This is a genomic window from Pseudomonas sp. EB271-G4-1 (assembly GCF_058791355.1).
Genome location: NZ_JBYTEO010000039.1, coordinates 9,893 through 33,026, shown reverse-complemented (window position 1 = coordinate 33,026; position 23,134 = coordinate 9,893). Strand labels below are relative to the sequence as shown.

The 23,134-nt window shown below is 52.2% G+C and carries 19 protein-coding genes; 10 read left to right on the top strand and 9 right to left on the bottom strand.

Annotated features, from left to right (window positions below):
* The first annotated feature begins 72 nt into the window (after window positions 1–72).
* From AC3WWR_RS19560 to AC3WWR_RS19515, 10 genes are all read left to right on the top strand, one after another.
* Window positions 73–354 (top strand): hypothetical protein, encoded by a 282-nt coding sequence (locus AC3WWR_RS19560; protein ID WP_492598986.1) that lies wholly within the window; start codon window positions 73–75, stop codon window positions 352–354.
* Between the two features lie 129 nt (window positions 355–483).
* Window positions 484–780 carry an integration host factor subunit beta gene (gene ihfB / locus AC3WWR_RS19555; protein WP_122851496.1) on the top strand — a complete coding sequence of 99 codons (297 nt, stop codon included), beginning with the start codon at window positions 484–486 and terminating at the stop codon, window positions 778–780.
* Between the two features lie 27 nt (window positions 781–807).
* Window positions 808–1,047, top strand: coding sequence for a LapA family protein (locus tag AC3WWR_RS19550; protein WP_492598985.1), 240 nt, complete (start codon window positions 808–810; stop codon window positions 1,045–1,047).
* Between the two features lie 693 nt (window positions 1,048–1,740).
* Window positions 1,741–3,183, top strand: a complete 1,443-nt coding sequence (locus AC3WWR_RS19545; RefSeq protein WP_492598984.1) for a mannose-1-phosphate guanylyltransferase/mannose-6-phosphate isomerase — start codon at window positions 1,741–1,743, stop codon at window positions 3,181–3,183.
* Window positions 3,184–3,309: 126 nt separating this feature from the next.
* Window positions 3,310–4,674, top strand: a complete 1,365-nt coding sequence (locus AC3WWR_RS19540) for a phosphohexomutase domain-containing protein (protein WP_492598983.1) — start codon at window positions 3,310–3,312, stop codon at window positions 4,672–4,674.
* A 733-nt stretch (window positions 4,675–5,407) separates the two neighbouring features.
* On the top strand, window positions 5,408–6,745 hold the full coding sequence (locus AC3WWR_RS19535; protein ID WP_492598982.1) for a class I SAM-dependent methyltransferase: 1,338 nt from the start codon (window positions 5,408–5,410) through the stop codon (window positions 6,743–6,745).
* Complete coding sequence (locus tag AC3WWR_RS19530; RefSeq protein ID WP_492598981.1) at window positions 6,745–9,279, top strand: glycosyltransferase family 4 protein; 2,535 nt, start codon at window positions 6,745–6,747, stop codon at window positions 9,277–9,279. The genes AC3WWR_RS19535 and AC3WWR_RS19530 overlap by 1 nt, the downstream gene beginning before the upstream one ends.
* Window positions 9,280–9,322: 43 nt before the next feature.
* Window positions 9,323–10,963 (top strand): DUF6311 domain-containing protein, encoded by a 1,641-nt coding sequence (locus AC3WWR_RS19525; protein ID WP_492598980.1) that lies wholly within the window; start codon window positions 9,323–9,325, stop codon window positions 10,961–10,963.
* Window positions 10,960–11,904 carry a glycosyltransferase family 2 protein gene (locus AC3WWR_RS19520; RefSeq protein ID WP_492598979.1) on the top strand — a complete coding sequence of 315 codons (945 nt, stop codon included), beginning with the start codon at window positions 10,960–10,962 and terminating at the stop codon, window positions 11,902–11,904. Before AC3WWR_RS19525 ends, AC3WWR_RS19520 begins: the two co-directional genes overlap by 4 nt.
* A complete protein-coding gene (locus tag AC3WWR_RS19515) occupies window positions 11,901–12,296 on the top strand; it encodes a GtrA family protein (protein WP_492598978.1) in 396 nt (131 codons plus the stop codon). Before AC3WWR_RS19520 ends, AC3WWR_RS19515 begins: the two co-directional genes overlap by 4 nt.
* 171 nt (window positions 12,297–12,467) lie before the next feature.
* Here the strand turns inward: AC3WWR_RS19515 and AC3WWR_RS19510 are convergent, their stop codons facing one another.
* The 9 genes from AC3WWR_RS19510 to AC3WWR_RS19470 all read right to left on the bottom strand — a co-directional run bounded on the left by AC3WWR_RS19510 (window position 12,468) and on the right by AC3WWR_RS19470 (window position 22,826).
* Entirely contained in the window at window positions 12,468–13,775 is a 1,308-nt protein-coding gene (locus AC3WWR_RS19510) for a glycosyltransferase (RefSeq protein ID WP_492598977.1), read from the bottom strand.
* On the bottom strand, window positions 13,772–14,809 hold the full coding sequence (locus AC3WWR_RS19505) for a glycosyltransferase family 4 protein (protein ID WP_492598976.1): 1,038 nt from the start codon (window positions 14,807–14,809) through the stop codon (window positions 13,772–13,774). The genes AC3WWR_RS19510 and AC3WWR_RS19505 overlap by 4 nt, the downstream gene beginning before the upstream one ends.
* Entirely contained in the window at window positions 14,806–15,840 is a 1,035-nt protein-coding gene (locus tag AC3WWR_RS19500) for a glycosyltransferase family 4 protein (protein ID WP_492598975.1), read from the bottom strand. Before AC3WWR_RS19500 ends, AC3WWR_RS19505 begins: the two co-directional genes overlap by 4 nt.
* Before the next feature lie 2 nt (window positions 15,841–15,842).
* Window positions 15,843–16,943, bottom strand: a complete 1,101-nt coding sequence (locus AC3WWR_RS19495) for a DegT/DnrJ/EryC1/StrS family aminotransferase (protein ID WP_492598974.1) — start codon at window positions 16,941–16,943, stop codon at window positions 15,843–15,845.
* A gap of 10 nt (window positions 16,944–16,953) precedes the next feature.
* Window positions 16,954–17,583, bottom strand: coding sequence for an acetyltransferase (locus tag AC3WWR_RS19490; RefSeq protein WP_492598973.1), 630 nt, complete (start codon window positions 17,581–17,583; stop codon window positions 16,954–16,956).
* The gene (locus tag AC3WWR_RS19485; RefSeq protein ID WP_492598972.1) at window positions 17,573–19,048 is read right to left on the bottom strand and encodes an FkbM family methyltransferase; all 1,476 of its coding nucleotides are present in this window, start codon (window positions 19,046–19,048) and stop codon (window positions 17,573–17,575) included. The genes AC3WWR_RS19490 and AC3WWR_RS19485 overlap by 11 nt, the downstream gene beginning before the upstream one ends.
* 6 nt (window positions 19,049–19,054) lie before the next feature.
* Window positions 19,055–19,798 carry an ABC transporter ATP-binding protein gene (locus AC3WWR_RS19480; RefSeq protein WP_401316542.1) on the bottom strand — a complete coding sequence of 248 codons (744 nt, stop codon included), beginning with the start codon at window positions 19,796–19,798 and terminating at the stop codon, window positions 19,055–19,057.
* Window positions 19,799–19,810: 12 nt separating this feature from the next.
* Window positions 19,811–20,611 carry an ABC transporter permease gene (locus AC3WWR_RS19475; protein WP_492598971.1) on the bottom strand — a complete coding sequence of 267 codons (801 nt, stop codon included), beginning with the start codon at window positions 20,609–20,611 and terminating at the stop codon, window positions 19,811–19,813.
* Between the two features lie 700 nt (window positions 20,612–21,311).
* The gene (locus tag AC3WWR_RS19470; protein WP_492598970.1) at window positions 21,312–22,826 is read right to left on the bottom strand and encodes a hypothetical protein; all 1,515 of its coding nucleotides are present in this window, start codon (window positions 22,824–22,826) and stop codon (window positions 21,312–21,314) included.
* Between the last annotated feature and the right edge of the window lie 308 nt (window positions 22,827–23,134).

Here is a 23,134-nt window from a genome sequence, read left to right as displayed (position 1 = left end):
ATCGCTTATTTGCAGCTAGTCTTAGCGTGGGGTAAGCGACGGTCGGGCGTTCTGCCTGGCATAAGGAATCAAATGAAGAGGCTCGTTGTCGTGATGGCAGTGCTGGCATTGGTGGTGGGTTGTACAACTAATGCAAGAACGCATGCCGTGCGTGGGGTCAGTGGTATCGAGATCGATTGCTCAGGGCTGGGGTCGGGATGGGAGAGGTGCCAGAAGCGTGCAGGTAAAGAATGCAAAGGCGCGGGCTACAAGGTCGTGGCCAGGTCCGACGACGCCAAGGAAGAGCAAGAATTTCTCTCCGGTTTCAACCCCGCGGGCTTTAGCACTCGGACGATGCTGGTTATCTGCAGGTGAGTGGGCGGGTAGGGCGCTAGAGTCCCAGAAGAGAAAAAACAGGGTGCAGGATGGGGCTGTTCAAATTTGTCAGGGCATGCTAAAACCTTTGAAGCGCTGATCTAGCTGCTTGAAAAAGAAGGGAAAATTATGACGAAGTCGGAGTTGATCGAACGAATTGTCACCCATCAAGGGCTGCTCTCATCAAAGGATGTGGAGCTGGCCATCAAGACCATGCTTGAGCAAATGTCCCAATGCCTGGCCACCGGCGATCGCATCGAGATCCGCGGGTTTGGCAGCTTCTCCCTGCATTATCGTGCGCCTCGGGTAGGGCGTAATCCTAAAACTGGCCAGTCCGTCAGTCTCGACGGCAAATTCGTTCCGCATTTCAAGCCGGGTAAAGAGCTGCGCGATCGTGTGAACGAAGACGAGGAGGAAGCTCTTTGACAGTCGTCGCTATTCAAGGGGCCGCTGATGCGTAATCTCAAGCGCGTACTGATCGCGGTCTTCGTCCTGCTTCTGATTTTGGCGATCCTTGCGTTCGTTTTGGAGAACCAGCAATCGGTTACGCTGCTGTTCCTGGGATGGACGGGGCCGCAACTTCCTGTTTCGGTAGTCGCGGTGATTGCATTTCTGGTTGGCATGGTGATCGGCCCAGCTATTGGCTGGTTGCTGGCGCGCTCCTCCAGAGCCTCGCGCAAGCGCCTTGTTTGATTGCGCTGTACAAAATCATCACTCATGGAGTCGTCGGATAGAGTTGCAATATCGGCGGTCATGACTAAAGCAGAATATTGAAGCGATGCACGCTATTAGCGCAATGCTCGATGGCTTCTGCCCGTGCTCAATTCCTCGGCTATATTCCAGTTTGATTACATGCGCAGAGCCGTCCTGGCCATGACCAGTGCTTTGCAATCGACGCTGGAAAACCCCCGCTTCAAGGATCCCGGCTTAACTCAAGGAACAAATTCCAAGGACGGGACATCGCCCAATAGTTACCGAAGGGGCTGGATTGATGGGGGCTGATGGTTGATGCTATTTTGATCGCTCGAAGGGGGAGTATTTATCTGTTTTCAAATGATTTTTTTGTCTCCTGTCGGCGCATGAGTTATTAATTCCTGGTACTAGCTGTAGAATGGCCAGCAGAGGTATTCGACCCTGGTCCGATGCTGTATTTCGATCTCGATTGACTTGTTTTTTTCTTGAGAAAGGTTTCATTGCCGAGCGCCTCCACAGAGTTGGGGGAGCGAGCAGGAACACCAGAAAAACGAGTGCAGCTGAGGCCAGGAAGGTTTGGAACGACTTAGAGCTGTCAATCCTGCTAGTGACTATGATGCAGGAATGACTGGAAACATAACTGAGCCCCGCTTGCTGGTTGCAGCTGCCAGAAGGGGATTAAGGACTTAGAGCATGGAACTGATTCCCGTAATTTTGTCTGGTGGAGTAGGTAGCCGGTTGTGGCCTGTTTCGCGAGAAGCTCACCCCAAGCCGTTCATGGAGCTGCCAGATGGCCAGAATCTGATCCAGAAAACCTTCCTGCGCGCTTCACGCCTAGAGGGTGTTGTGGAGGTTCTTACGGTGACCAACCGTGAGCTTCTGTTCAAGACTGAAGACGAGTACGGTGCGGTCAACACAGCTAAACTTGCTCAGGGTTTCATTCTGGAGCCGTTCGGCCGCAATACAGCTGCTGCCGTCGCCGCTGCCGCGCTGCAACTGGAAGCCACGCATGGCCCGGATGCGCAGATGCTGGTGTTGGCTGCCGACCATCTGATCCAGGACGAAAAAGCCTTTGCCGAGGCGGTGGTCAACGCTACGAAGCTTGCAGCCGAAGGCTGGCTGGTAACGTTCGGTATTCAACCGACTTATCCTGAAACAGGGTTTGGTTACATTGAAGCGCAAAAGGGCTCGCCACTTAAGGGTGGTTTGAAGGTCGCGCGCTTCGTTGAAAAACCAGATCTGAGCACTGCACAAAGCTATGTCAGCGCAGGTAACTACTTCTGGAATTCCGGAATGTTCTGCTTTCGGGTGGGCACGGTGCTGGAAGAGTTGCGCCAGCATGCTCCGGAAGTTGTAGAGGCAGTTAGCAGAACGATCGAATTGTCGCGCCTGACCTCATCTAGCAAGTATCGTTGCCTGGCGCTTGATGCCGACTCGTTTGCGGAAGTTCCGGATATTTCCATTGATTATGCATTGATGGAGCGCTCGTCCAAAGTAGCTACCGTTCCATGCGATATCGGTTGGAGCGATATCGGTTCCTGGAACGCGGTCAGTGAATTGACCGACGCTGACGAGAACGGCAACCGCTTTGAAGGTGAAGTGCTGTCTCACGGCTCGCATAACAACTATGTGAATAGTGAGGGGCGTTTGACTGCACTGGTCGGCGTGCAAGACCTGCTGGTGATCGATACACCTGACGCGGTGATGATTGCCCACAAGGATCATGCTCAAGACGTAAAACATATCGTCAACCAACTCAAGGCATCCAGCCACACTGTGCATTTGCTCCACCGCACTGTTCACCGTCCTTGGGGTACCTACACGACACTGGAAAACGGTGAGCGCTTCAAGATCAAGCGTATCGTGGTGAAGCCTGGCGCATCACTGTCACTGCAAATGCATCACCATCGCAGTGAGCACTGGATCGTCGTTAGCGGTACAGCTGTTGTCGTCAACGATCAGCAGGAGTTGATGCTCCATACCAATGAATCGACCTTCATTCGCGCAGGTCACAAGCACCGCCTGAAAAACCCGGGTGTGATTGATCTGGTGCTGATCGAAGTACAGAGCGGCGACTACCTCGGCGAAGACGACATTGTTCGGTTCGAAGACAACTACGGTCGCGTCGATAAGTAACGACACTGACCCCGAAGAGAGCCCCGCATCTTGCGGGGTCAGCGCGCCAGCGGCACCAGTCCCTGGCGATCCATTCTTGCCGTTGCCGCCTCAGGGCGGCATCGGACATTTCAGTTAGTGAGTAGAATGTTTCCTCCTATCGTGACGCAATGCTTCAAAGCCTATGACATTCGTGGTCAGGTTCCCGCTCAACTCAATGAAGACATCGCCTACCGCATAGGTCGCGCGCTCGTGGCCGAGTTGCAAGGGAAAAACTTTGTGGTTGGTCAGGACATGAGGCTCGAGAGCCCACCCCTGGCGGCAGCGCTAATGCGCGGGATTACCGAGGCGGGTGCCGATGTGATCGACATCGGGCTGTGCGGCACCGAGGAAGTCTACTTCGCCACCAGCCACTACAAGGTCGACGGCGGTGTAATGATCACCGCCAGCCATAACCCTAAGGGTTATAACGGCATGAAGTTGGTCAAGGCTGAGTCCCGTCCAATCAGCGGCGATACCGGTCTCGACGCTATCCGTCAGCGTGTCGATCAAGGTGACCTGGACACCGTAGCGGCAGAAAAAGGCGCGATTCGCCAAGCGTTCGACAAGACTGCCTACATAGACCATTTGCTCACCTACGTCGACATCAGCGCCTTGAAGCCCCTCAAGATCCTCGCAGACCCGGGCAATGGCGCTGCTGGTCCTGTGATTCAGGCATTGGCTGCACGACTGCCGCTGCAATTTGTGTTCATCAATGAAGTGCCCGATGGTCACTTTCCGAACGGCGTACCCAATCCATTGCTGCCCGAGAACCGTGAACTGACTCGTCAGGCGCTGCTGGCCAACCAGTGCGACATGGGCCTGGCCTGGGACGGTGACTTCGATCGCTGCTTCTTCTTCGATGCCGATGGTCGGTTCATCGAGGGCTATTACCTCGTTGGTCTGCTGGCTGAGATGTTGCTTAAGCAACACCCGGGCAGCAAGATCATCCACGACCCGCGCCTGACCTGGAACACCATCGAACAGGTCGAACAGGCAGGCGGTATCGCCGTTCAGAGCAAAACCGGACATGCGTTCATCAAAGAACGTATGCGCGAGGAAGATGCAGTGTATGGCGGAGAGATGAGCGCCCACCACTACTTCCGCGATTTTGCGTACTGCGACAGTGGGATGATCCCGTGGTTGTTAGTTGCGGCATTGATGTCGAAAACGGGTAAGACTCTGGCGCAGTTGGTAGATGAGCGTATCGAGTCGTACCCATGCACGGGCGAGATCAACTACCGGGTTGAGGATGTGACTGCTACCTTGCAGAAAGTCTTGGCTCATTACCTGTCTGAGAATCCTGAACTCGATAGGACAGACGGCATCAGCATCTCGTTTGCGGATTGGCGTTTCAATTTGCGGGGTTCAAATACCGAGCCATTGTTACGACTCAACGTCGAGGCTAAGGGGAATCAGGAGCTGATGTGGGCTCGCTTGAAAGAAATCGAGTTGCTAGTTAAAGAAGGTTGATGGCTCTGCGCTCTTCGGTGGTTGACGCACGAACTGACCCACCTGCCAGGTGGTGACCCGCGCAAACTTGGCGATAAGGCGAACACTCCAGTGAGTCGCCTCGCCCGCTGTGTGGCATCGGGCGTTAGGGCGAGGCAGGCTATTATTTCGACGAGCCTGTCCACACCTGCTCCGGTGGCATGCAATGCATGTTGCTTTCGCCGTGGCCGCGGGGCAACTCGTCCTGGAATTCTAATTGTTGGCGAAGCGCTATCGATCACTGACGGCTGCTTTCAGCACAAAAGAAATCATGGGCTTCTACAACGCCTTCGTTGCCAAAAAATTGAACGCAATAGTACAGGTGCGAGCTGCACAACGGCTCCATACAGACCCTATCCGGTGGCGGTGATGTTAGTATCGAGTACCTATCGGCTGGAGAAAACGTATCCTTGCTTATCGGCCAAGGGTTACACAGTGCCAGCCCGGAGTTGGATATCCGATCAACGACAGGTTTGGGCAGCCAGTACTTGGCAATAACACGCAGCACATGGGCTCCAAAGCTGATGACCTCGAAGTGGATCAGGAAGCCGGGTGTGAGATCGTATTCTGTGGTCGTCGCAATACATGCAGCGGACAATCATTTATCACGTAATTACGAGTGGGTGGGTTCAATCCAAGTGTTTAACGTCGTCAATAGTTCGCAAAGCACGTTTGTCGGATTTTCCAGGATGCCTCCTGCCGTGGAGTGCAGTTAATGGGTTATGGTTTTTCCAGAGCTTTTCAAGGGCAGAATCGCGGTTCCAGAGAACTGATCAGCCAGCGACTTGAAGCGTACCTTCCATTTCTTGCGCCATTGAAAAATCTGTATCCAGACTGCCCCATCCTGGACCTGCGGTGTGGACGCGGCGAGTGGCTTGAGCTGCTTGGCCGCGAAGGCTTTGCGCCTTCAGGGGTAGACCTCGACGACGGTATGCTTGAAGCATGTCGTATGCTGGAGCTGCCTGTGCGCAAGGATGACGCGCTCAGCGCTATGCAGAAGCTCCCTGATAACAGTCTTGTTGCCGTTACCGGCTTCCAAATCGCTGAGCAGGTTTCATTCCCGGTCTTGCAAAATCTGATCGCTGAAGCGCTGAGGGTTTTGCGTCCTGCCGGGGTTTTGATTCTTGAGAGCCCCAACGTCGAAGGCGTGATGGTAGGTGCCGAGCGTTTCTACATGGACCCCGCCCACCAGCGCCCGTTGCCGAGCCTGCTGCTGTCGTTTTTGACTGAGCACAGTGGTTTTGCCAAATCCAGGATCGTGCTTCTTCAGGAAGCACCAGCGCTACGGGATGAAAGCAGCAGGGATGGCATGTGGCAAGTGCTGTCGACTATCCGCCCTGACTGTGCCGTCGTGGCGCAAAAGCAAGCACCACCCAAGTTGCTCTGCGTGTTCAATCCTGTGTTTGACGCGGCCCAAGGCGCACCGCTTGATCAACTGGCAGTTCGCGATGACTGCGTTTTGGAAAGCCAACTTTCAAAAATAGAGGATGAGATGTCGCCAGGCCGTGCGGATTACCTGAAAGCATTGGACAGCATCCAGCGTCTTCAAGTCGAACAGCTAATGCATATGCAGGAGCGTTACAAAAACAGCTTGGATGCAGCACTGGCCAAGACGGATGTATTGCAGGCTGAACTCAATAAAGCACTTGGCAATGTAAACAGCTGGCAACTGCGCGCCACTACGTACGAGCAGCAGCTCGAAACCGTGCGCAACAGCACATCCTGGCGCATCACCGCGCCATTCCGCCTAATGGTCCGCGCCATCCGCTGGCCATTTCGTTCCAGCAGGTCACCGCTGAGCCAAGTGTTGCTCCGCGGAGTTCCACATGCTCGGCTCTATCTGGCTCGCCGCCCTGTGATCCAGCGCCGGCTCATGGCGATCTTGAATCGCAGTCCATGGCTGGTGGCAAAGCTGCGTAGCTTGCATCAGCGCACTCTTAACGCCGTTGGGGAAGGTCTTCAGGACGGTGAGATTGATCACGCACCACTGACTCCACGGGGCCGGACTATCGAGAGTGCCCTCAGGGAAGCCATGATTAAGGACCAGAAATAATGCGTATCGTAATTGACATGCAGGGCGCCCAGACTGAAAGCCGGTTCCGTGGTATTGGTCGCTACAGCTTGTCCCTGGCGCAAGCTATCGTGCGTAATCGTGGCGAAAATGAAGTTTACCTGGTACTCAACGGTATGCTCGGCGAGAGCCTTGACAGCATCCGGACTGCCTTTATCGGACTACTGCCGCAAAGCAACATTCGTGTGTGGTATGGCCAAGGGCCAGTGTGTGAGAACGATCCGGCAAACAGTGCCAGAAAAGAAGTGGCACAACTGATTCGACAAGCTTGTATCGATGACCTGAAACCTGACGTTGTGCATGTCACCAGCGCTATAGAAGGCTACGGGGACGATGCGGTCATTGGCAGTCCCCTACTGGACTCTCATGCACTTGTCAGCGCCACCCTCTATGACCTGATCCCGATGGTCACCCCGAAGCAGTATCTGGACAGCAACCCCGGCTATAAACAGCATTACCTGGAAAAAGTGGGTGCTTTCAAGGATTATGGTTTGCTGCTTTCCATTTCCGATTTCGCCCGCGAAGAAGCGTTGTCGTTGTTGCCGCTGGACAGCGCGAACGTAGTCAACGTCTCCACTGCAGCGGACGATATCTTCCGGCCAGTTTCGCTCAGCATGGAAGAGCGTCAGGCGCTCCATAAAAAATTCGGCCTGCGACAAAAGTTCGTACTGTATTCCGGTGGCGCCGATGACCGCAAGAACCTGCCGCAATTGATCAAGGCGTTCGCCGTCATAAAGGCGGAACTGCAAGATATTCAGTTGGTCTTTGCGGGAAAAATGCCCGAGTCCCACATCTACAACTTCCAGAAACTTGCTCATGAGCAAGGGCTGAGCCAAACCGACCTGGTGTTTACGGGCTACATTACCGACGCTGAATTGGTCGCCCTGTACAATTTGTGCAATGTGTATGTGTTCCCCTCATGGCATGAAGGTTTTGGCTTGCCACCGCTTGAGGCCATGAAGTGTGGTGCTCCAGTGATTGGTGCCAATAAGTCCAGCGTGCCAGAAGTGATTGGCTGGGAAGACGCGACCTTCGATCCTTTTGATATCCATGCCATTTCCGGAAAACTTCGGCAGGCGCTGACAGACGATACTTTCAGCGCTGCACTGGTAACACATGGCTTGCAACGCGCAGAACATTTCTCCTGGGATCGTACCGGAAAGGCAGCTGTAGCAGCGTTCGAGCGAGCTTTGGCGAAATTCAAACGGCCAGAGAATCGCAGTGATATCTCCCGGTCAACAGGGGGCGGTACACAAACGCTGATCGACGCACTGGTGGGCACCGGGCACCTGCACGCAGGCGCAGTGGACATTCAGCGGCTAGCCAAGGTAATCGATTATTCGCTGCAAGGTCTGGCCGGCAAGCCAACTCTGTTCGTCGATATTTCGGAGTTGTGCAAGCACGATGGCAAGAGTGGGATTCAGCGTGTAGTGCGCAGCATTTTGGCAGAGTGGTTGAACAATCCTCCCGAAGGTTATGAAATCAAGCCCGTCTATACCAAGGTGGGGGAGACTTTTTACCGCTACGCGACGCATTTCACCTCAATGTTCATGGGTAAGGACGGTAGCGATGCAGGCCACGACGAGCCCATCAGCTACCGGGCAGGGGACATCTACCTGGGTCTGGATCTACTCATGGACGTGCTTCCTCACAAACAAACCTACCTCGATACGATGCGCGCCCATGGGGTCAGCATTTTTTTCGTGGTCTACGATCTCCTGATACTGCAGCTTCCTCATTGTTTTGTTGAAAGCCTGCAAGCGCACTATATGAAATGGATTCATGCCGTAGCCCAATACGACGGCGCGATATGTATATCCCATGCTGTCGCCGACGACCTAAGCAAGTGGCTGGACAAAAATGCGCCACCGCGCAAGCGCCCGTTTCGTATTGGTGCGTTCCATCTGGGCGCCGATATTGATCAGTCAATGCCCTCCACCGGTTTTCCGGAAAACCCTGCCTTGCGGATCGAGTCGCTGGAGGCATCCCCGAACTTTCTGATGGTCGGTACATTGGAGCCCCGCAAAGGGCATGCGCAAACCCTCGATGCCTTTGAGCTGCTTTGGGCAGCTGGTGTTCAGGCAAACCTGATCATTGTAGGCAAGCACGGCTGGCTGGTGGATGAGCTTGCGACCAGGCTTGTAAATCATCCAGAATTGGGGAGACGGCTACTCTGGCTCGAAGGGGTCAGCGACGAATACCTGGAACACCTCTATACCCACTGCGACTGCCTGGTGGCCGCCTCATATGGCGAAGGCTTTGGCTTGCCATTGATCGAAGCGGCACAGTACAAGCTTCCGATAATCGCAAGGGATTTGCCCGTATTCCATGAAGTGGCGGGCGGGTTCGCCTGGTATTTCAATGGGGCCACCGCGCAAGACATTGCTGACCGCTTGGTCGAATGGCTGAAGTTGTATGAGCAAAAACAGCATCCGCAGTCCGGAGAAATGCCTTGGCTGACCTGGAAAGGCAGTGCGCAGCAGCTCATCGGCGAAATTGATAAGTGCGCGTTCTAACTCGCCAGCCATTATTTAGTATGAATTTCAGGACGTTTTGATTATGGATTTCAAGCTTGACTCAACGGGGAGGGCCGGCTTTGCAGTGGCTCTGGCGATTGGATTATTTTTTGTCTGGCGGTACTTTCCCACCGGTTTTGTCTTGGGGACCTCTTCTTATTGGTTGACCGAAGTTGATGACGTCACTCAATATTTTGCGGGTTTCAATGCGTTTTTCAGCGCGCCGTTCAGGTATCCGCTGCTGAGCTTCGATAGCATCAATTATCCACAAGGCACCCGGGCAACGTTTGTAGACGCGATCCCCCTGTACGCGCTATTACTGAAGCTCTTCGTACCCTCCAGTTTTGCTCCATTCAACCCCTTCGGAGTCTGGGTGGCCTTGGCATTTGTCGGTCAGGCAATATGCGCGTGGTGGATACTCCGGGAGCTGCAGATAAGGTCATGGCTTGCTTTGCTAGCCTTGGTCGTGTGCTTGCTGACGTTCCCGGCGCTGACGACGCGGTTGGGCCATATCTCCCTGATGTCGCACTGGATCCTATTATCCTCTTTGGCACTGTACATCCGTTGCAGAAGGACCAGCGAACCACAGCGAAGTGCCTGGTCACTGCTGCTGGTAGCGGCGTTTTATATCAATATTTACTTATGTGTAATGGCCAGCGCCATCTATGTGGTCAGTTGCTTGTGCAATCGTGCGAGATTCCAGCCGGCCGAACTGGGTCGGTCGCTCATTCCGTTCCTGATAATCGGCGCGAGCTTATTCCTTACCATGCTGCCTATGGATCAATCTTCAGTAGGCAAGGAGGGCGGCTTTGGCATTTATTCGATGAATCTGCTATCGCCCTTTAGTGGCGGAAAATACCTGAACTTTCCCGACCCGGAAATGCCGGGCCAGTATGAAGGATTCAACTACATCGGTCTCGGCGTACTCCTGGCATTTGCCTTGAGCGTCGTGCTCAACCGCAAGGCCGCTGTGGGGAGTTTTTCGCAACATCGGGCATTGACATGGCTAATGTTTCTGTTCGCTGCCTATGCGTTGTCTGACATTGTTTATTACGGCGTCCATCAAGTAGTAACCATTCACTATCCGTCGTTCATGGATCAAATCACTTCCCAGTTCCGTGCATCCGGGCGTTTCTTCTGGCCGGTCGGATACTGCGTCGCTATCTTTGCAGTCGCGACCCTGTACAAGAAACTTAGCCCGGTTTTATTTTCCGTGTGCATGGTTTTACTGGTGCTGCTGCAAATGGCGGACCTGACTAACCTGCGCCATCGGCTTGTCGATACCGCCAAGCGTCCGGCTTCTCTTGTATTGACGCAGTCTGCGTGGGATGAAAAAGTCACCGGCGACATTCAGTATCTATATTTCTTTCCGAAGTTTCGCTGTGGACGTTCCGAGTTGATTCTCAATACCTTGATGCCCACTATGCGCTACGCCGTTGTGCATGGCCTCAAGCTTAATACTGGCTATGTATCCCGCGCGAATTCCAATTGTAGCGTCGAGAGCACAAAGGCTGAAATTGCTTCATCAGCACCGGACCACTCCTTGTATGTGTTCGTCAAAGGTGACTATCCGCAAGTGGAGCAGGTGAAAGCCTTGTTCCCTGATAATGATCAGCCAACATGTACAGACGTCGACTTTGCCCATATCTGCCGTCTAAATCACCGGGTGCGTGAAACTCAATGATAACTTTAGAAAAACGCAAAATTTCCCTAGTGTCCCCTTTCTATAATGAAGAAAAGGGCGTACAGGCATTCTTCAATCGTATCAATGAAGTGTTTGAGCCGCTTGCAGACCGGTACGATCTTGAAGTCATCGCCATTAACGACGGAAGCCGTGATCAGACCTACGAGGAACTGATCAAGGCCAAAGCGAAAAACCAATACCTGACAATTGTCGACCTGTCGCGTAATTTCGGTAAGGAGGCTGCCATTTCTGCAGGGCTGGACTTCGCGACCGGTGATGCGGTGATTCCAATTGACTCCGATCTTCAGCATCCACCGGAAGTGGTCATTGAACTCATTGAAAAATGGGAAGAGGGCGCAGAGGTGGTTCTAGCCAAGCGAGTCGACCGTGAAACCGACCGGGCCATTCAAAAGCTGAGTGCCAACTACTTCTACAAATTCCACAACCGTATTTCCGACATCGATATCCCGGCCGATGTCGGCGATTTTCGCTTGATGGATCGCAAGGTGGTCGAGGCGTTGAAGACGTTGCCTGAGACCCGCCGCTTCATGAAAGGCCTGTTCGCCTGGGTAGGTTTCCGTACCACTACGGTGGAGTACAAGGTGGCCCCCCGCGAGCACGGCACAACTAGCTTCAATACATGGAAGTTGTGGAACTTCGCGCTCGAAGGTATTACCAGCTTCAGTTCTGTACCTCTTCGAGTCTGGACCTATCTGGGCTTTGCGGTCTCAGCTTTGTCATTCCTTTACGCAGCCTATCTGTTAATTAAGACATTTTTCTTTGGTGCTGACACTCCTGGTTACGCCTCAATCATGATTACCGTGCTGTTCGCCAGTGGTGCGCAGCTGATCGGGATTGGCGTTCTCGGCGAGTATGTGGGCAGGATCTTTGCCGAGTCCAAGAATCGGCCGGTATATATTGTCCGTGACGTGATCAAGTGAGCAACGTGATCATTTCCGCGAAATACCATGAATTCATACGCTTCGGTCTGGTTGGCGTAGCGAACACAGCAGTGCATGCCGGTATCGTCATTGCATTGATGGAGGTCTTCGCGCCACTAGCCTTTGTGGCTAATGGTGTGGCATTTGTATTTGCCAATTTGATGTCATACGCGCTCAACAGCCGTTTTACATTCAAGACCCCTGTAAGCTTCCTGGGCTACCGGCGCTTCCTTCTGGTATCCTTGGTATCTTTGGTGCTCACGCTCTTGATCACTTCCGTAGTTGAATACTTTGGTTGGCATTACGGTGTTGGCTTGGTAATGGTGATCCTTGTGGTGCCGGTATTGAATTACTTGGTCATGAAAGTCTGGGCATTTGCGCCCGCGCGATGACGGTGGTGGCTCGCGCATTTAGTGAGTTGGAGTTGGACGTGGCCGCCATTAAAGTCGTTACAAGACTATCAGCTGGAAAGAGTAGGCAGTAGGTTGCTCAAAGGCTAACACTGCTTTTAGTGGGTCGACGGTTTTAGATATCCGTCGATCCACTAAAGCTAACGCAGTTGATTAGTGCGGATGGCTCTCGTTAAAAATAGCCAGGGGAGCAAGCGACTCATTGTTTTGTAAAAGGTTGGTGTCGGCACCCCAACCATGAAGTATGCCAGCATAATACGATACCGCCTTCAGGGTGGAGTTGGTTCTAATGCAGGCGGAACTCATATCGACTAATTGGTGGGCGTAGTTTTCAGCCGTGAAGGTCGATTTTGCCCATTCCTGTGCTTGCTGGCCTTTTACGTCTAAAAGACCAGGGTTTGCATGGAGAGACAGTAGCGTTGCTTCGAGCTCTTCGATTTCTTTATCATGATTTATTTTTAGAACGTATTGCTCGGGGAGCTCTTTGTAAAAACCTGTATTGGTGACAATCGTGGTTTTTCCATAAAGCATCGCTTCGATTGCCGAGGCGGATGCCGCTTCCAGGCTAGGCCAGCGCAAGCAGCTTATTACGTCTGCATCGATAATGGCGAGTGCCAGGGTGTTGTCGTCAACCTCACCAGAAATCTCGACTTCCACGTCATGACTTTGCGCGAGTTCGAGGATTTTAACTTTCATTTCAGGCTGAATGGCTCCGACCAGTCGATAAGACACAGTCTCTCGAAGCGTTGGGTTGCCACCTATAGCCTTGATGCAGCTTTCGACTCGCTTGTTGGGGTTCACATGCCCGATTGTCAGTAGCTTGAGCTTGGTCGTTGGCAAGGGCTTTTGCTTTGATCCTGCTAACGCAAGGCCGGGAGAGTTGTAAGCCAAGGGTACTACTCGCACTGGTCCTGGGCAGGATTTTATGACTCTATCGCAACCCCACTTACTATGAGTCACCGTGCCGGATGCCATCGAGCAAATCCACTCAGTCATAGGCCACTGATCTTTGGTCAGCTCAATGAACTCTTCACTGCTATTAACGTTGAAAAAGCGCTCCGACGCCTCTTTCGAATAGTAAATCTTCAGGACTTTTCTAGCCTGCTCGATATTATTGTGAGCCCAGCCCCAAAATAAATTGCCCAGAAAAAAATCATGCAAGCAAACAATACCACTATGCCGCGTTAGCCACTCAACGCTGCCTTGGTGGAATTGGTAATTGTCGCCGATCTGATGAATGCAAGCATCGGCGCGTATGATATTAGCCTCAACTTCAGCAGTGTCTACCCAGGAAATAATTTTGCAGCCGAAATCATGCGTTTCGGTATTCAGGTGGCCAGCCATTTCTGTACGAACAATGACGACTTCATGTTTTTGGGACAAAAGAGCATGCGTCACTAGGCTTGTCATCCGGCCAATGGCCGAAGTTTGAATGGCAGGGGTGAAAATTAGAAACTTCATTTCAGCAGTGCCTCGATGGTTTCATTCCAATTGACGCCCAGACTATTCCACAGTGCGTGTGCGGCAGCTCCATATTCGACGGTTGTAGTTTTACTTGCCACTACAGCGCTCATGGCTGCGGCCAGGCCGTCAACGGTGGGTTCTGCCACCCAGCCGGTAACACGGTCCTTGACCAATCCCAATATGCCGCCGCTATCAGTAGTGGTGATCAGCGCCTTGGAGGCAGTAGCGGCCTCCATGGCCACATAACCCAGCGAGTCTTCATCGAATGGTATGTAGGCAACAGCCATCGCTCCGTTTACGTAGTTGACATAGGTCGAGCGCGGCAAAAAGCGCAGATCCAGGCGGACCCTATCCGTAACGCCCAATGCTTGGGCCATCTCAAGCAGTTGCTCAGCATCCGCTGGAGACTCTGGTGGCCCGGCAATAATCAACTTGACGCGTTTATCGGTCTTGGCCAAGGCCTGAAGAAGCAGGAACTGGCGCTTCATGCCATTTACTCTACCTCCAGCGAAAATGTAGTCACCGTGAGTGCCGTTGATAAATGATTCTGGATCATTGACTGGTGGCAGCAATACAGTGGAATCAAAGCCGTTATATTTCAAAAGACGTTGGCGGGTCACTTCCGAGTTGGTGTAGATATGTCTGCTCTGAGAAAAGCATTCGTTATCTGCATTTCGAATAGTTGAGCGAATATCGTCTCCACTCTGGCCGGGCGGTAGATTTGTTTGACCTGCATCAAACAAATCGTAAGCCTGGCGATACTGGTGCAAAAGCCACAACGATTTTCTTGGATGCGGAATCAGGTAGGCAGGAAACTTAAGTGCGATTACATGATCCACATTTGTCAGTTCAAGTGCGCGTGCCATCAACATCTGGGAGGGTATCTTGTTCGAAGGCTCCCACTGAAACGGAATGCGCAAGATTTCGGACTCGTGTCCTGCAAGAGTCAGATGCTTTTGCAAATTGACGGCGAGTTCTTCAGCACCGCCCCATATGAAAGGCGCCATGTTGTTGACAACCAAAACTTTCATGCTAGAAGTCGCTCTAGAACGTGTTTCCAGGAAATATTCAAGTCAGCCAAGCGTTGTTTGGCATTGACGCCCATGGCTTCAGTGTCCGGCCGATTCATGTAAAGCCTGTCCATCGCCAGAGCGAGAGATTCTGGCGTAGGATCGGCAATTAGACCATTGAAGCCATCCTGTACCAGCTCCAGAACTCCGCCTGAATCCGTCGTGGTCAAAATCGCTTTAGAGGAATGGCTGGCTTCCAGGCTAGGATAGCCGTAAGAGTCTTCGTCTAACGGTAAATAGGCCGCCGCGAGACACTTTGCAAACTGCTCGACTTTTTCTTCCTCGGTAATCCAGCGATTGTCCAGAATAACCCGGTCGGAAAGTTCAGCCTCCTTAATTTTGTCTTCAATCAAATTGGGGTATTCAGCTCCGCCACTGGAACCTAAAAGCCTCAATCGCACCGGTGTCTTGGTGTGCGCCATGGCTTCTACCAGCAAGTGTTGGCGTTTATGGTGTTCCAGTCGGCAGATATACACAATTTCATCGCTTTGCCCAGAGCAATGAAAACGTTCAGGTAGAAAAACCGGCGGGTACAAAACCTCGCTGCCCACTCCGTTGTAACGCTTAAGTCTTGCCGACACAACTTGCGAGTTGGTAAACACGGTTCTCGCTTCACGCAGTGCTTGATCGTCAACGGAATACAATGCGTCGCGAAAGCCGCGGAACTTTTCGTTGTCGGGATACGGGCGATACTCGGAGTCCCATAGGTCATAAAAAATGCGCACGTGGTGAATAAACCACAAAATTTTATGTGGGTGGGGAATCAAGTGAGCTTGCGGTCGGAAGCAAATTATCCGATCGGCGGACTGAAGATCTACCCAGCGGAATGCCATCATTTGCTGAAACAATGTGTCGGGATTGTCTATCTCTGGTAGATAGACAATCTCAACCTGGTGGCCTGCTTCCTGTAATGTGGTCGCAAGCCAGTCCACGATGTTTCGGCCTCCGCCAAATACAAACGGCACCATTGTAGAACATAGTGCTATTTTCATTTTTACGAGAGGACCTTTTTCAAGCTATCCGCGATGCGAAGGATATCTTCCTGGGTCAGATCCTGGTGTGTTGGCAAGTTAATGCCTCGGCCGGCCCAAAGATCTGCAATTGGGTAGGTGCCATCTTCTTTATAGGGCGGCAATACATGCATTGGATAGAACACAGGCCGGGTTTCAATGCCCATATCGTCCAGTATTTTCATTACGGTATCACGCTTGTTTTCGTCACCGTCGCGCAAGAAAATGTTGTACATCCAGAATACTTGCTTCGCCCAACTGGCTTGAGTTGGAAGTACGATCTTGTCTTGCAGGTCCTGAAGGGCGTCGTTGTACCATGCGGCGAGTTGGTTACGCTCAGCCAGCGCGGTGTCGATATTTTCCATTTGTGCCAAGCCAATAGCGGCCTGAATATTCGTCATTCGGTAGTTGTAACCAACTACAGGGAACCAATAGCGGCGCTGGGGGTCCATTCCTTGTCCACGCAACAGTCGAAGCTTGGCGGCCAGCTTATCGTCATTGGTGGTGATCATCCCACCCTCACCAGTGGTGATGATCTTGTTACCAAAGAAGCTAAAGGTCGCACATGTACCCAGTGTGCCGACTTTCTTGCGTTGTACTTCGGCGCCGTGTGCTTCTGCAGCGTCCTCGACAACCCAAAGACCGTGCTTACGGGCGATTTCGTTAACCAAGTCCATTTTAGCGGGGTGACCATACAAATGAACAGGAATAATGCCCTTTGTTTTCGTTGTTATTTTGCTTTCGATTTCCAGCGGATTAATGTTCATGGTCTCGACGCAGACGTCGACCAAAACAGGGGTAGCGCCGCAATAACGTACAGCGTTGGCCGTGGCGATATAGGTAACGGTCGGAATGATGACTTCGTCCCCGGGCTGCAAGTCCAGAGCCACCAGTGCGAGATGGAGTGCAGTCGTACCATTGTTCGTGGCTATCGCATGTTTGACGTCGCAGAATTTGGCAAAGCTGTCTTCAAACGCGCCGATGTATTTTCCGTTTGACGAGATCCAGTTCGTGTCAAGACAGTCGAGTACATACTTGCGTTCGTTTCCAGCCAGTTTTGGTTGCGCGACAGAAATACGTTTCATGCTTCGTCCTTCAGATATTATTTATAGCTTTGGCTGGAACGCCAACGACTGTGGTTTTCGAATTGACACTCGATATTACCACGCTTCCTGCACCAATCATCACGAACTCGCCCACGCAGATGGTCGGAATGATTTTGGTACCGATACCGACAAATGTCTCTTGACCGATCGTTACATTGCCGGCAAGAGCAGATTGTGGGGCAATGTGGGCAGCGCGCCCGATTTGACAATCGTGGTCAACCGTAGCCCCAGTATTAATGATGCACAAGTCACCTATCGAGGATTCCGCGTTTATCACAGCGCCAGCCATTACCGCCACGCCTTTGCCTATTATGGCGGACGGGGAGATAACGGCGTTTGGACTGATGGCATTGACCAACTCGAAGCCGACGTCGGTAGCGAACTGAGCCAGACGACTCCGCAGGGCGTTCGAGCCAAGGGCGACAAACACTTTCGAATACCCTTCTTTGCGCAGTTTCGCCAGATAATCGTCGGATTTAAGTACAGGTACACCCGCGCAGGTGTCTGAACTGTCAGAGGAGCCAATACAAAAAGCAACTACCTCACCCTGTGCCTTGAGCAGCTCAATGCAAACTTTTGCATGACCACCAGCACCTATAACAACGATCTCAGTCTTCATGCTTTGTTTCCAATAGATCGGCCGTTTCGGCCTTAGAGAAAAACAGGTTTACTGACCCAGCTGCTTTGAGCTTCTCAAGACTGTAGGTCTCCAGTTCGCCGGAGCCGGCGCTGATGATTTGGTAGTCGAAACCCAGCTTGGTGAATGTCTCGAGCCAATCTTCAACGGTATGATCCGTGCGTTCCAGGTGGGACAGGCCTAACTCTACGATTAGTTTGATTTGCGGGTTATTCTTCAGTAGCTGCGTGGCTCCCTCAATAACGTCTAGCTCCGCGCCTTCTGCATCAATTTTCAGAAGATGAACCACTTGGTTTGGACTTACGATGTCATCCAGAGAAGTCAAATCGACTTTTACTGGCGGTTTTGCCAGAGCAGTAGGTGTGTTGAGTTTAAACAAGGAGTGGTGGCCGCTTGTCGCACCTAGATTGAGCGACTGCGAGCCTGACTTGTTCGACACAGCCAGTTGATGAGTTTCAGTGATTTCTGAATAACCATTAATCCACATGGTTTTATCGATCAAGGCTTTCGTCGGGCCGAAGGGCTCGAAGCCAATAATCTTGCCGGACCCCTGCATGGCTTGAGCAGCCGCGAGCATATGCATGCCGATGTTGGCACCAACGTCGATATACACATCACCAGGCTTGATTAGCTTTTGGATGAGCAGGCGGGTGCCAGGTTCCAGCTCTCCAGCTTCGAGCAGAATCGCGATCAATGCATGATCGCTTGCTGAGCAAAGCACATAACCGATTTCGCTCCTGATCATTATTTCATCGTTGCCACAGTTCACGGCGACACGTCGGGCAGAGGCGCAGGTGTAACTTTCAATTCTGTTGATTTGTTGAAGCAGATCCCAGGAAGCTCCTATCTGAGGGTAGGTGAATTCTTCGGTTGTTTTGATCTGCTGTTGCGCATCTCTCAGTGCTTCAAGTTGAGCACTGGTGAGCTCTTCCATTCTTTTGATTTGCTGAAGCAGATCAGGAGGCAATTGATGTTGAGCGCTGGTGATTTGATCTAATTGCTGCGCAGTCAGTCGCTGCGTCGCTGCAATTGAGGCAATTCGGTGTTCCAGCGCTTCGAGTTTTGAGAGTAGCGCTTGGGTGCTTGCTTGATGTTGTTGGGCAAAATTGATGGAAACATCATTAAAGCCAGCGAGAAAATACTGGCGAGTACGAAAAGCGATTGGCTTGACCAGCGGCTTCAGGCACCTGTAGGCGTGTTTTGCAATAAATCGCAGTGTTCGTTTAATTCTGGTCTTGAGTCTGGCGCGGTGCGCACAGGACTTCTCGGTGACGACCTGAGGCTCCTCAGCAAAGCCCTGAGGCACTTCAGCCACGGTTTGAGGCTCTACAGTTAGATCTGCCACATAGTCATCATTCGGCAAAACAACGCTGGCACTTTGCATCCGTTTGGAGGCGGATGAAAATGCGGTGCCGACATCGATGCTTTCGCGTTTTATCGTCTTCATCTACGCTTAAGCTCCAAAATAGGCGGCAGTGACCGTTTCCGCATCGCCGTCCATTTTTATCTTTCCGTGTTCCAGCCATAGCACTCGATTGCAGGTGTGCATGACCAGTTCGCGGGAGTGGCTGGCAATGACCAGAATATTGGTCGACTTTACTAGCTCATTCATACGTGTTTCGGCCTTTTGCTTGAAACCTTCATCGCCTACCGATAGCCACTCATCCATCAACAGGATTTCTGGCCTGACGGTGGTAGATACGGCGAAGGCCAGGCGTAGGTGCATACCGGTGGAGTAAGTGCGCAAAGGCATGTCCACGAAATCACCCAGTTCCGAGAACTCGATAATCTCATCAAGTTTTTCTGCAATTTCGGCCTTGGTCATTCCCAGGAGGCCACCGCGCAGGAAGATGTTTTCCCTGCCCGTCGCTTCAGGGTCGATGCCCAAGGAGATATCGATGAGCGAACCTATTTCTCCATTGATTCGAGCGGTGCCCGAAGAGGGTTCGTATACGCTGCTCAGCAAGCGTAACAAGGTGCTTTTGCCAGCGCCGTTATGCCCGAGCAGACCGACACGATCACCTTTGTTGAATGTGAAGGTCAGGTCTTCAAGGGCGCGGACAACTACACGACCTTGCTGGTCGGAGCCCAGCTGTCCGCCTGTTGCTACCTGGATCAATCGTTTCTTCAGAGAGCGGCCGTTTGCGTTGTAGATGGGGAAGTCCACGCAAACATTTTTGAATTCAATAGAGGACATTAGGATTTCTTCTTAGAGCCAGTAAGCGATACGACGCTTGTATCGGCCATAGACTGCGAGTGCGATGAGCCATCCAGCGGCGGCCATGCCGAGCGAAACCCACCAATTGCTGTCGGTTGGCATCTGCCCTATAAGCGGCGAGCGTACCACGGAAATAAGATGATAGGCCGGGTTGAGATCCAGCAGATAAAGGCCTGCACGCTGTGGCAGTAAGCTTGGCAACCACATGATCGGCGTGAGGTAGAAAATGACCTGCAACAGGCTGCCGATGATCTGGGGGAGATCGCGATAACGCGCGCACAAAACGGCTAGCAGCAATGCGATCCAGCCCAGATTTATCAGTAAGAGAACCAAGCCGGGGAGGCTGGCTAGCGCAATCCAGGTCAGCGGTTTTCCGACCGCGAGCAGTACTAGCGGAAAGATCACTATGTTGTGACCCAGAATCAATATGTTTCGCCAGATCAGGCGCAGTATGTGGGTGAACAAGGGAATCGGCAGTTGCTTGATGATGCCTTCGGCAGCAATGAAGCCGGTGCACCCTTCAATTATGACGGTTGAGATGAAGCTCCAGATAATCATGCCGACTGCAAGGAAAGGCAAGAACTCCTGGATGGGCGAATTGAATATCTGCCCAAAAACGACACCGATGGTGCCGATCATCACGCCCATGCTGATTGTCAACCAGAACGGCCCCAGCGCAGACCTTCTATAGCGCTGACGAACGTCTTGCCAGCCAAGCATTCCTACCAAAGCGTATCGCCTTGTCGCGGCGATGATGTCTGACAGGGCGATACTTACCGAATCATTGCGCATTAAAAACACCAGTTTATAAAAAACAGGCCATTTTAGGTTGGCAGCAAGGGCGTGTCACCCTTTCTAGTTTTTTCTTTGCAGCTTTCAGGTGGTTGCTTGCAGCGTAGTCTGAGTGCCCTTCAGCGGCTGATCACACTTCGTGCCGAGCGACAGGCTGTAGTGGGTCATCCGATCTCGGGCGCGACGTTGTTTTTCCTCGGCCTGAGCTGTCGCCAGCCCGCCGTTGATAGTGTCGTGGCATCCGCTACGTCATTCTCGTCGGTTTTGCGCCCCGGCACAGCGCGGGCCTCTCGGGCATCAACCATTCCGAGGTTTTACAGTCAGATGGCCACGTGCTCAAGGTTGGAAATGCAAGCCTCGAAGGTTTGAACGCTTCTTTGGCGAGGACTATGGGAGTGGGGACAACATGAGAGCGGGAGCTAAAATCAATGTCTGCCGCTCGGTTGTGGCTAGCTTGGGGTGGCTTCAGTTCACCGTTCTAAACGGGCTCACTACGCGCTCCGGGGCAGAAGCTTTCGCTGGCAGGGCCGACATGTCAGGCGAGCGGCGGGCTTAGATAGTGCATGGCCTCAATCGAGCGCGGGGCTTACGGCCTCGCGCTTCAATGACGTTGTCTGATATCAGGCGCCTTTATCTGGCGAGCATTGTTGCCAAAATGGGTGTCTGGTTTCATTAGGCCGCTAAAAAAAGGTCGGGCTCGCTATTCAAGAATGATGCTCCCATCTTCCCATCGAGCAGTTAGAACGAGGGGGGGGGTGGGTGATTGAGGTATCTCTTCACATCGAGGTGTGGATACAACCGGAAAACGTTGAGCCACCGGATGTATGCGATCAATCGTTAGAGGGGTGCATACAGTGCCGTTGATGCCCTTTCCAAGGGCGGACATTGCGCTGCTCAGGGCGCCTACATATAAAGTATAGACATCTCCGAGTACTCCAGTGGTATCCCTTATGAGTATCGACGAGCTGTTATTTTTTTCAGTAGCGGCCAATGTTTGTTTTAGAACACTTTGTTGGATTTCTCCGTACTGCCTTGTTCCGAACGCAATCGAGGTGCTTGCTACAATCAGGATTAAGGCGGCAAACGAAGCAGTGCTCGCACTTAACTTGATTGTTTGATTTTTTCTAAAGTAGCTCAAGGCTGAAAGGCAGATAAGTACGAAGGCTGTTGATACCGGGTAAAGTACTCGATCGATGTCGTTGATGTGCAATGCGCTAACATAAATTAGAGAAAATAGTGGTAATGAGATTACGAGTAAGCTGATAAGTGCGAAAGTGGCGACTTTGGATTTTAGCGTCGGCAGGTGACTTATTGCATCTCTACTCAGGAACAGAACTACAGATAAATATACTGGCAACAGTAGCGAGCTACCGAATGCAGTGGTAAATGCAGATTTGATGTGGGTGAAAAGCCCTACGATGGTAAGCAGTCTGGCGCCGTCGCCTGCCAGTGCCGCTTCATATCCGCCGCCACCAACTTTTCTGGAAATAAATAAGCAGTAGGCGCCATACAAGGCGAATCCTGCTCCAAGCGTAATCCAAAGGCGTAACGCATTAATGATTTTTTGTCGCAGGTCGGGCGGTAGTGAGTTATCACTGTTGCGCCACATAAATGAGAATAGCGGTATTGCGAGTAAGCATAAAACCAATCCTTGATACATCGACAGTAGTAGCAGTACGGAAATAGCGCAGCCGATAGCCATTGTGACGGACCAGCGGTGAGATAGCCGGATTGCAAAGCCCAAGGCTGCAAAAAAAAGAACAGCAGATAGTTGCGCTGGGCCATAACGTCCGAGCCAGGCGCCTGGCCATAGTATAAGCGCTGCAGCAAGTGTTGAAATAATCCAGCGCTCATACCCACCTAAGAATGGAGATACAGCCCAGCGGGTGACCAAATAGCGCGCCACTAATATCACGGTAGTGCCCGCAGCTACCCCGAAAGGTTGCCCATTACCAATAATCCACTGAAGTGCAAAAGAGGCGAAATGCAGTGGTCGCATCGCAGTGGAAGGGAGGAATTCTGTGAGAAAACCGAGTCCATGGCTATTGAACGCTACGAACATATCCCACTCTTCAACCAGCGGTCTGACAGACCAGAAAGTTAGAGCTGATAAAATGAATACTGTGAAGGCTTCAAGTGCTATCAGTGAGCGGTAGTTGATGTCGCTCGATTGCGTTGGGGTCAGGTTTCTTTGTTCGGCTATGTTGTTGGTCATGTTTTTAATTTAATTAATCGTTATAGGGGGCGTTAAACCTGTGGCCGAAAATATCGCAGTGATATTTAATGTAGCGCGGAAGGCTACAGCTGTCCTCCGTTGATCTCGCCTGCGTACTTTACCTTACATTGATTTTCTTCGCTGCGGTAATCGGGGGGAGGGGGGCGTGTACTTTTCACTGGTCGGCGTGGGCATGTTCTGCACTTCGGGTTGAACGGGGGGGGGGGGGGGGGGGGGGGGTCCCCCCGGCTGAGCGGTTTTGGGGCCAGCCCCCCTCAAGCCCCCCCGGGTCTGAGCAAGATCCTCAT

Coding starts and splice junctions, on each gene's coding strand:
- AC3WWR_RS19560 (WP_492598986.1), top strand. CDS start 73: ATGAAGAGGCTCGTTGTCGTGATGGCAGTGCTGGCATTGGTGGTGGGT.
- ihfB (WP_122851496.1), top strand. CDS start 484: ATGACGAAGTCGGAGTTGATCGAACGAATTGTCACCCATCAAGGGCTG.
- AC3WWR_RS19550 (WP_492598985.1), top strand. CDS start 808: ATGCGTAATCTCAAGCGCGTACTGATCGCGGTCTTCGTCCTGCTTCTG.
- AC3WWR_RS19545 (WP_492598984.1), top strand. CDS start 1,741: ATGGAACTGATTCCCGTAATTTTGTCTGGTGGAGTAGGTAGCCGGTTG.
- AC3WWR_RS19540 (WP_492598983.1), top strand. CDS start 3,310: ATGTTTCCTCCTATCGTGACGCAATGCTTCAAAGCCTATGACATTCGT.
- AC3WWR_RS19535 (WP_492598982.1), top strand. CDS start 5,408: ATGGGTTATGGTTTTTCCAGAGCTTTTCAAGGGCAGAATCGCGGTTCC.
- AC3WWR_RS19530 (WP_492598981.1), top strand. CDS start 6,745: ATGCGTATCGTAATTGACATGCAGGGCGCCCAGACTGAAAGCCGGTTC.
- AC3WWR_RS19525 (WP_492598980.1), top strand. CDS start 9,323: ATGGATTTCAAGCTTGACTCAACGGGGAGGGCCGGCTTTGCAGTGGCT.
- AC3WWR_RS19520 (WP_492598979.1), top strand. CDS start 10,960: ATGATAACTTTAGAAAAACGCAAAATTTCCCTAGTGTCCCCTTTCTAT.
- AC3WWR_RS19510 (WP_492598977.1), bottom strand. CDS start 13,775: ATGAAGTTTCTAATTTTCACCCCTGCCATTCAAACTTCGGCCATTGGC.
- AC3WWR_RS19505 (WP_492598976.1), bottom strand. CDS start 14,809: ATGAAAGTTTTGGTTGTCAACAACATGGCGCCTTTCATATGGGGCGGT.
- AC3WWR_RS19500 (WP_492598975.1), bottom strand. CDS start 15,840: ATGAAAATAGCACTATGTTCTACAATGGTGCCGTTTGTATTTGGCGGA.
- AC3WWR_RS19495 (WP_492598974.1), bottom strand. CDS start 16,943: ATGAAACGTATTTCTGTCGCGCAACCAAAACTGGCTGGAAACGAACGC.
- AC3WWR_RS19490 (WP_492598973.1), bottom strand. CDS start 17,583: ATGAAGACTGAGATCGTTGTTATAGGTGCTGGTGGTCATGCAAAAGTT.
- AC3WWR_RS19485 (WP_492598972.1), bottom strand. CDS start 19,048: ATGAAGACGATAAAACGCGAAAGCATCGATGTCGGCACCGCATTTTCA.
- AC3WWR_RS19480 (WP_401316542.1), bottom strand. CDS start 19,798: ATGTCCTCTATTGAATTCAAAAATGTTTGCGTGGACTTCCCCATCTAC.
- AC3WWR_RS19475 (WP_492598971.1), bottom strand. CDS start 20,611: ATGCGCAATGATTCGGTAAGTATCGCCCTGTCAGACATCATCGCCGCG.
- AC3WWR_RS19470 (WP_492598970.1), bottom strand. CDS start 22,826: ATGACCAACAACATAGCCGAACAAAGAAACCTGACCCCAACGCAATCG.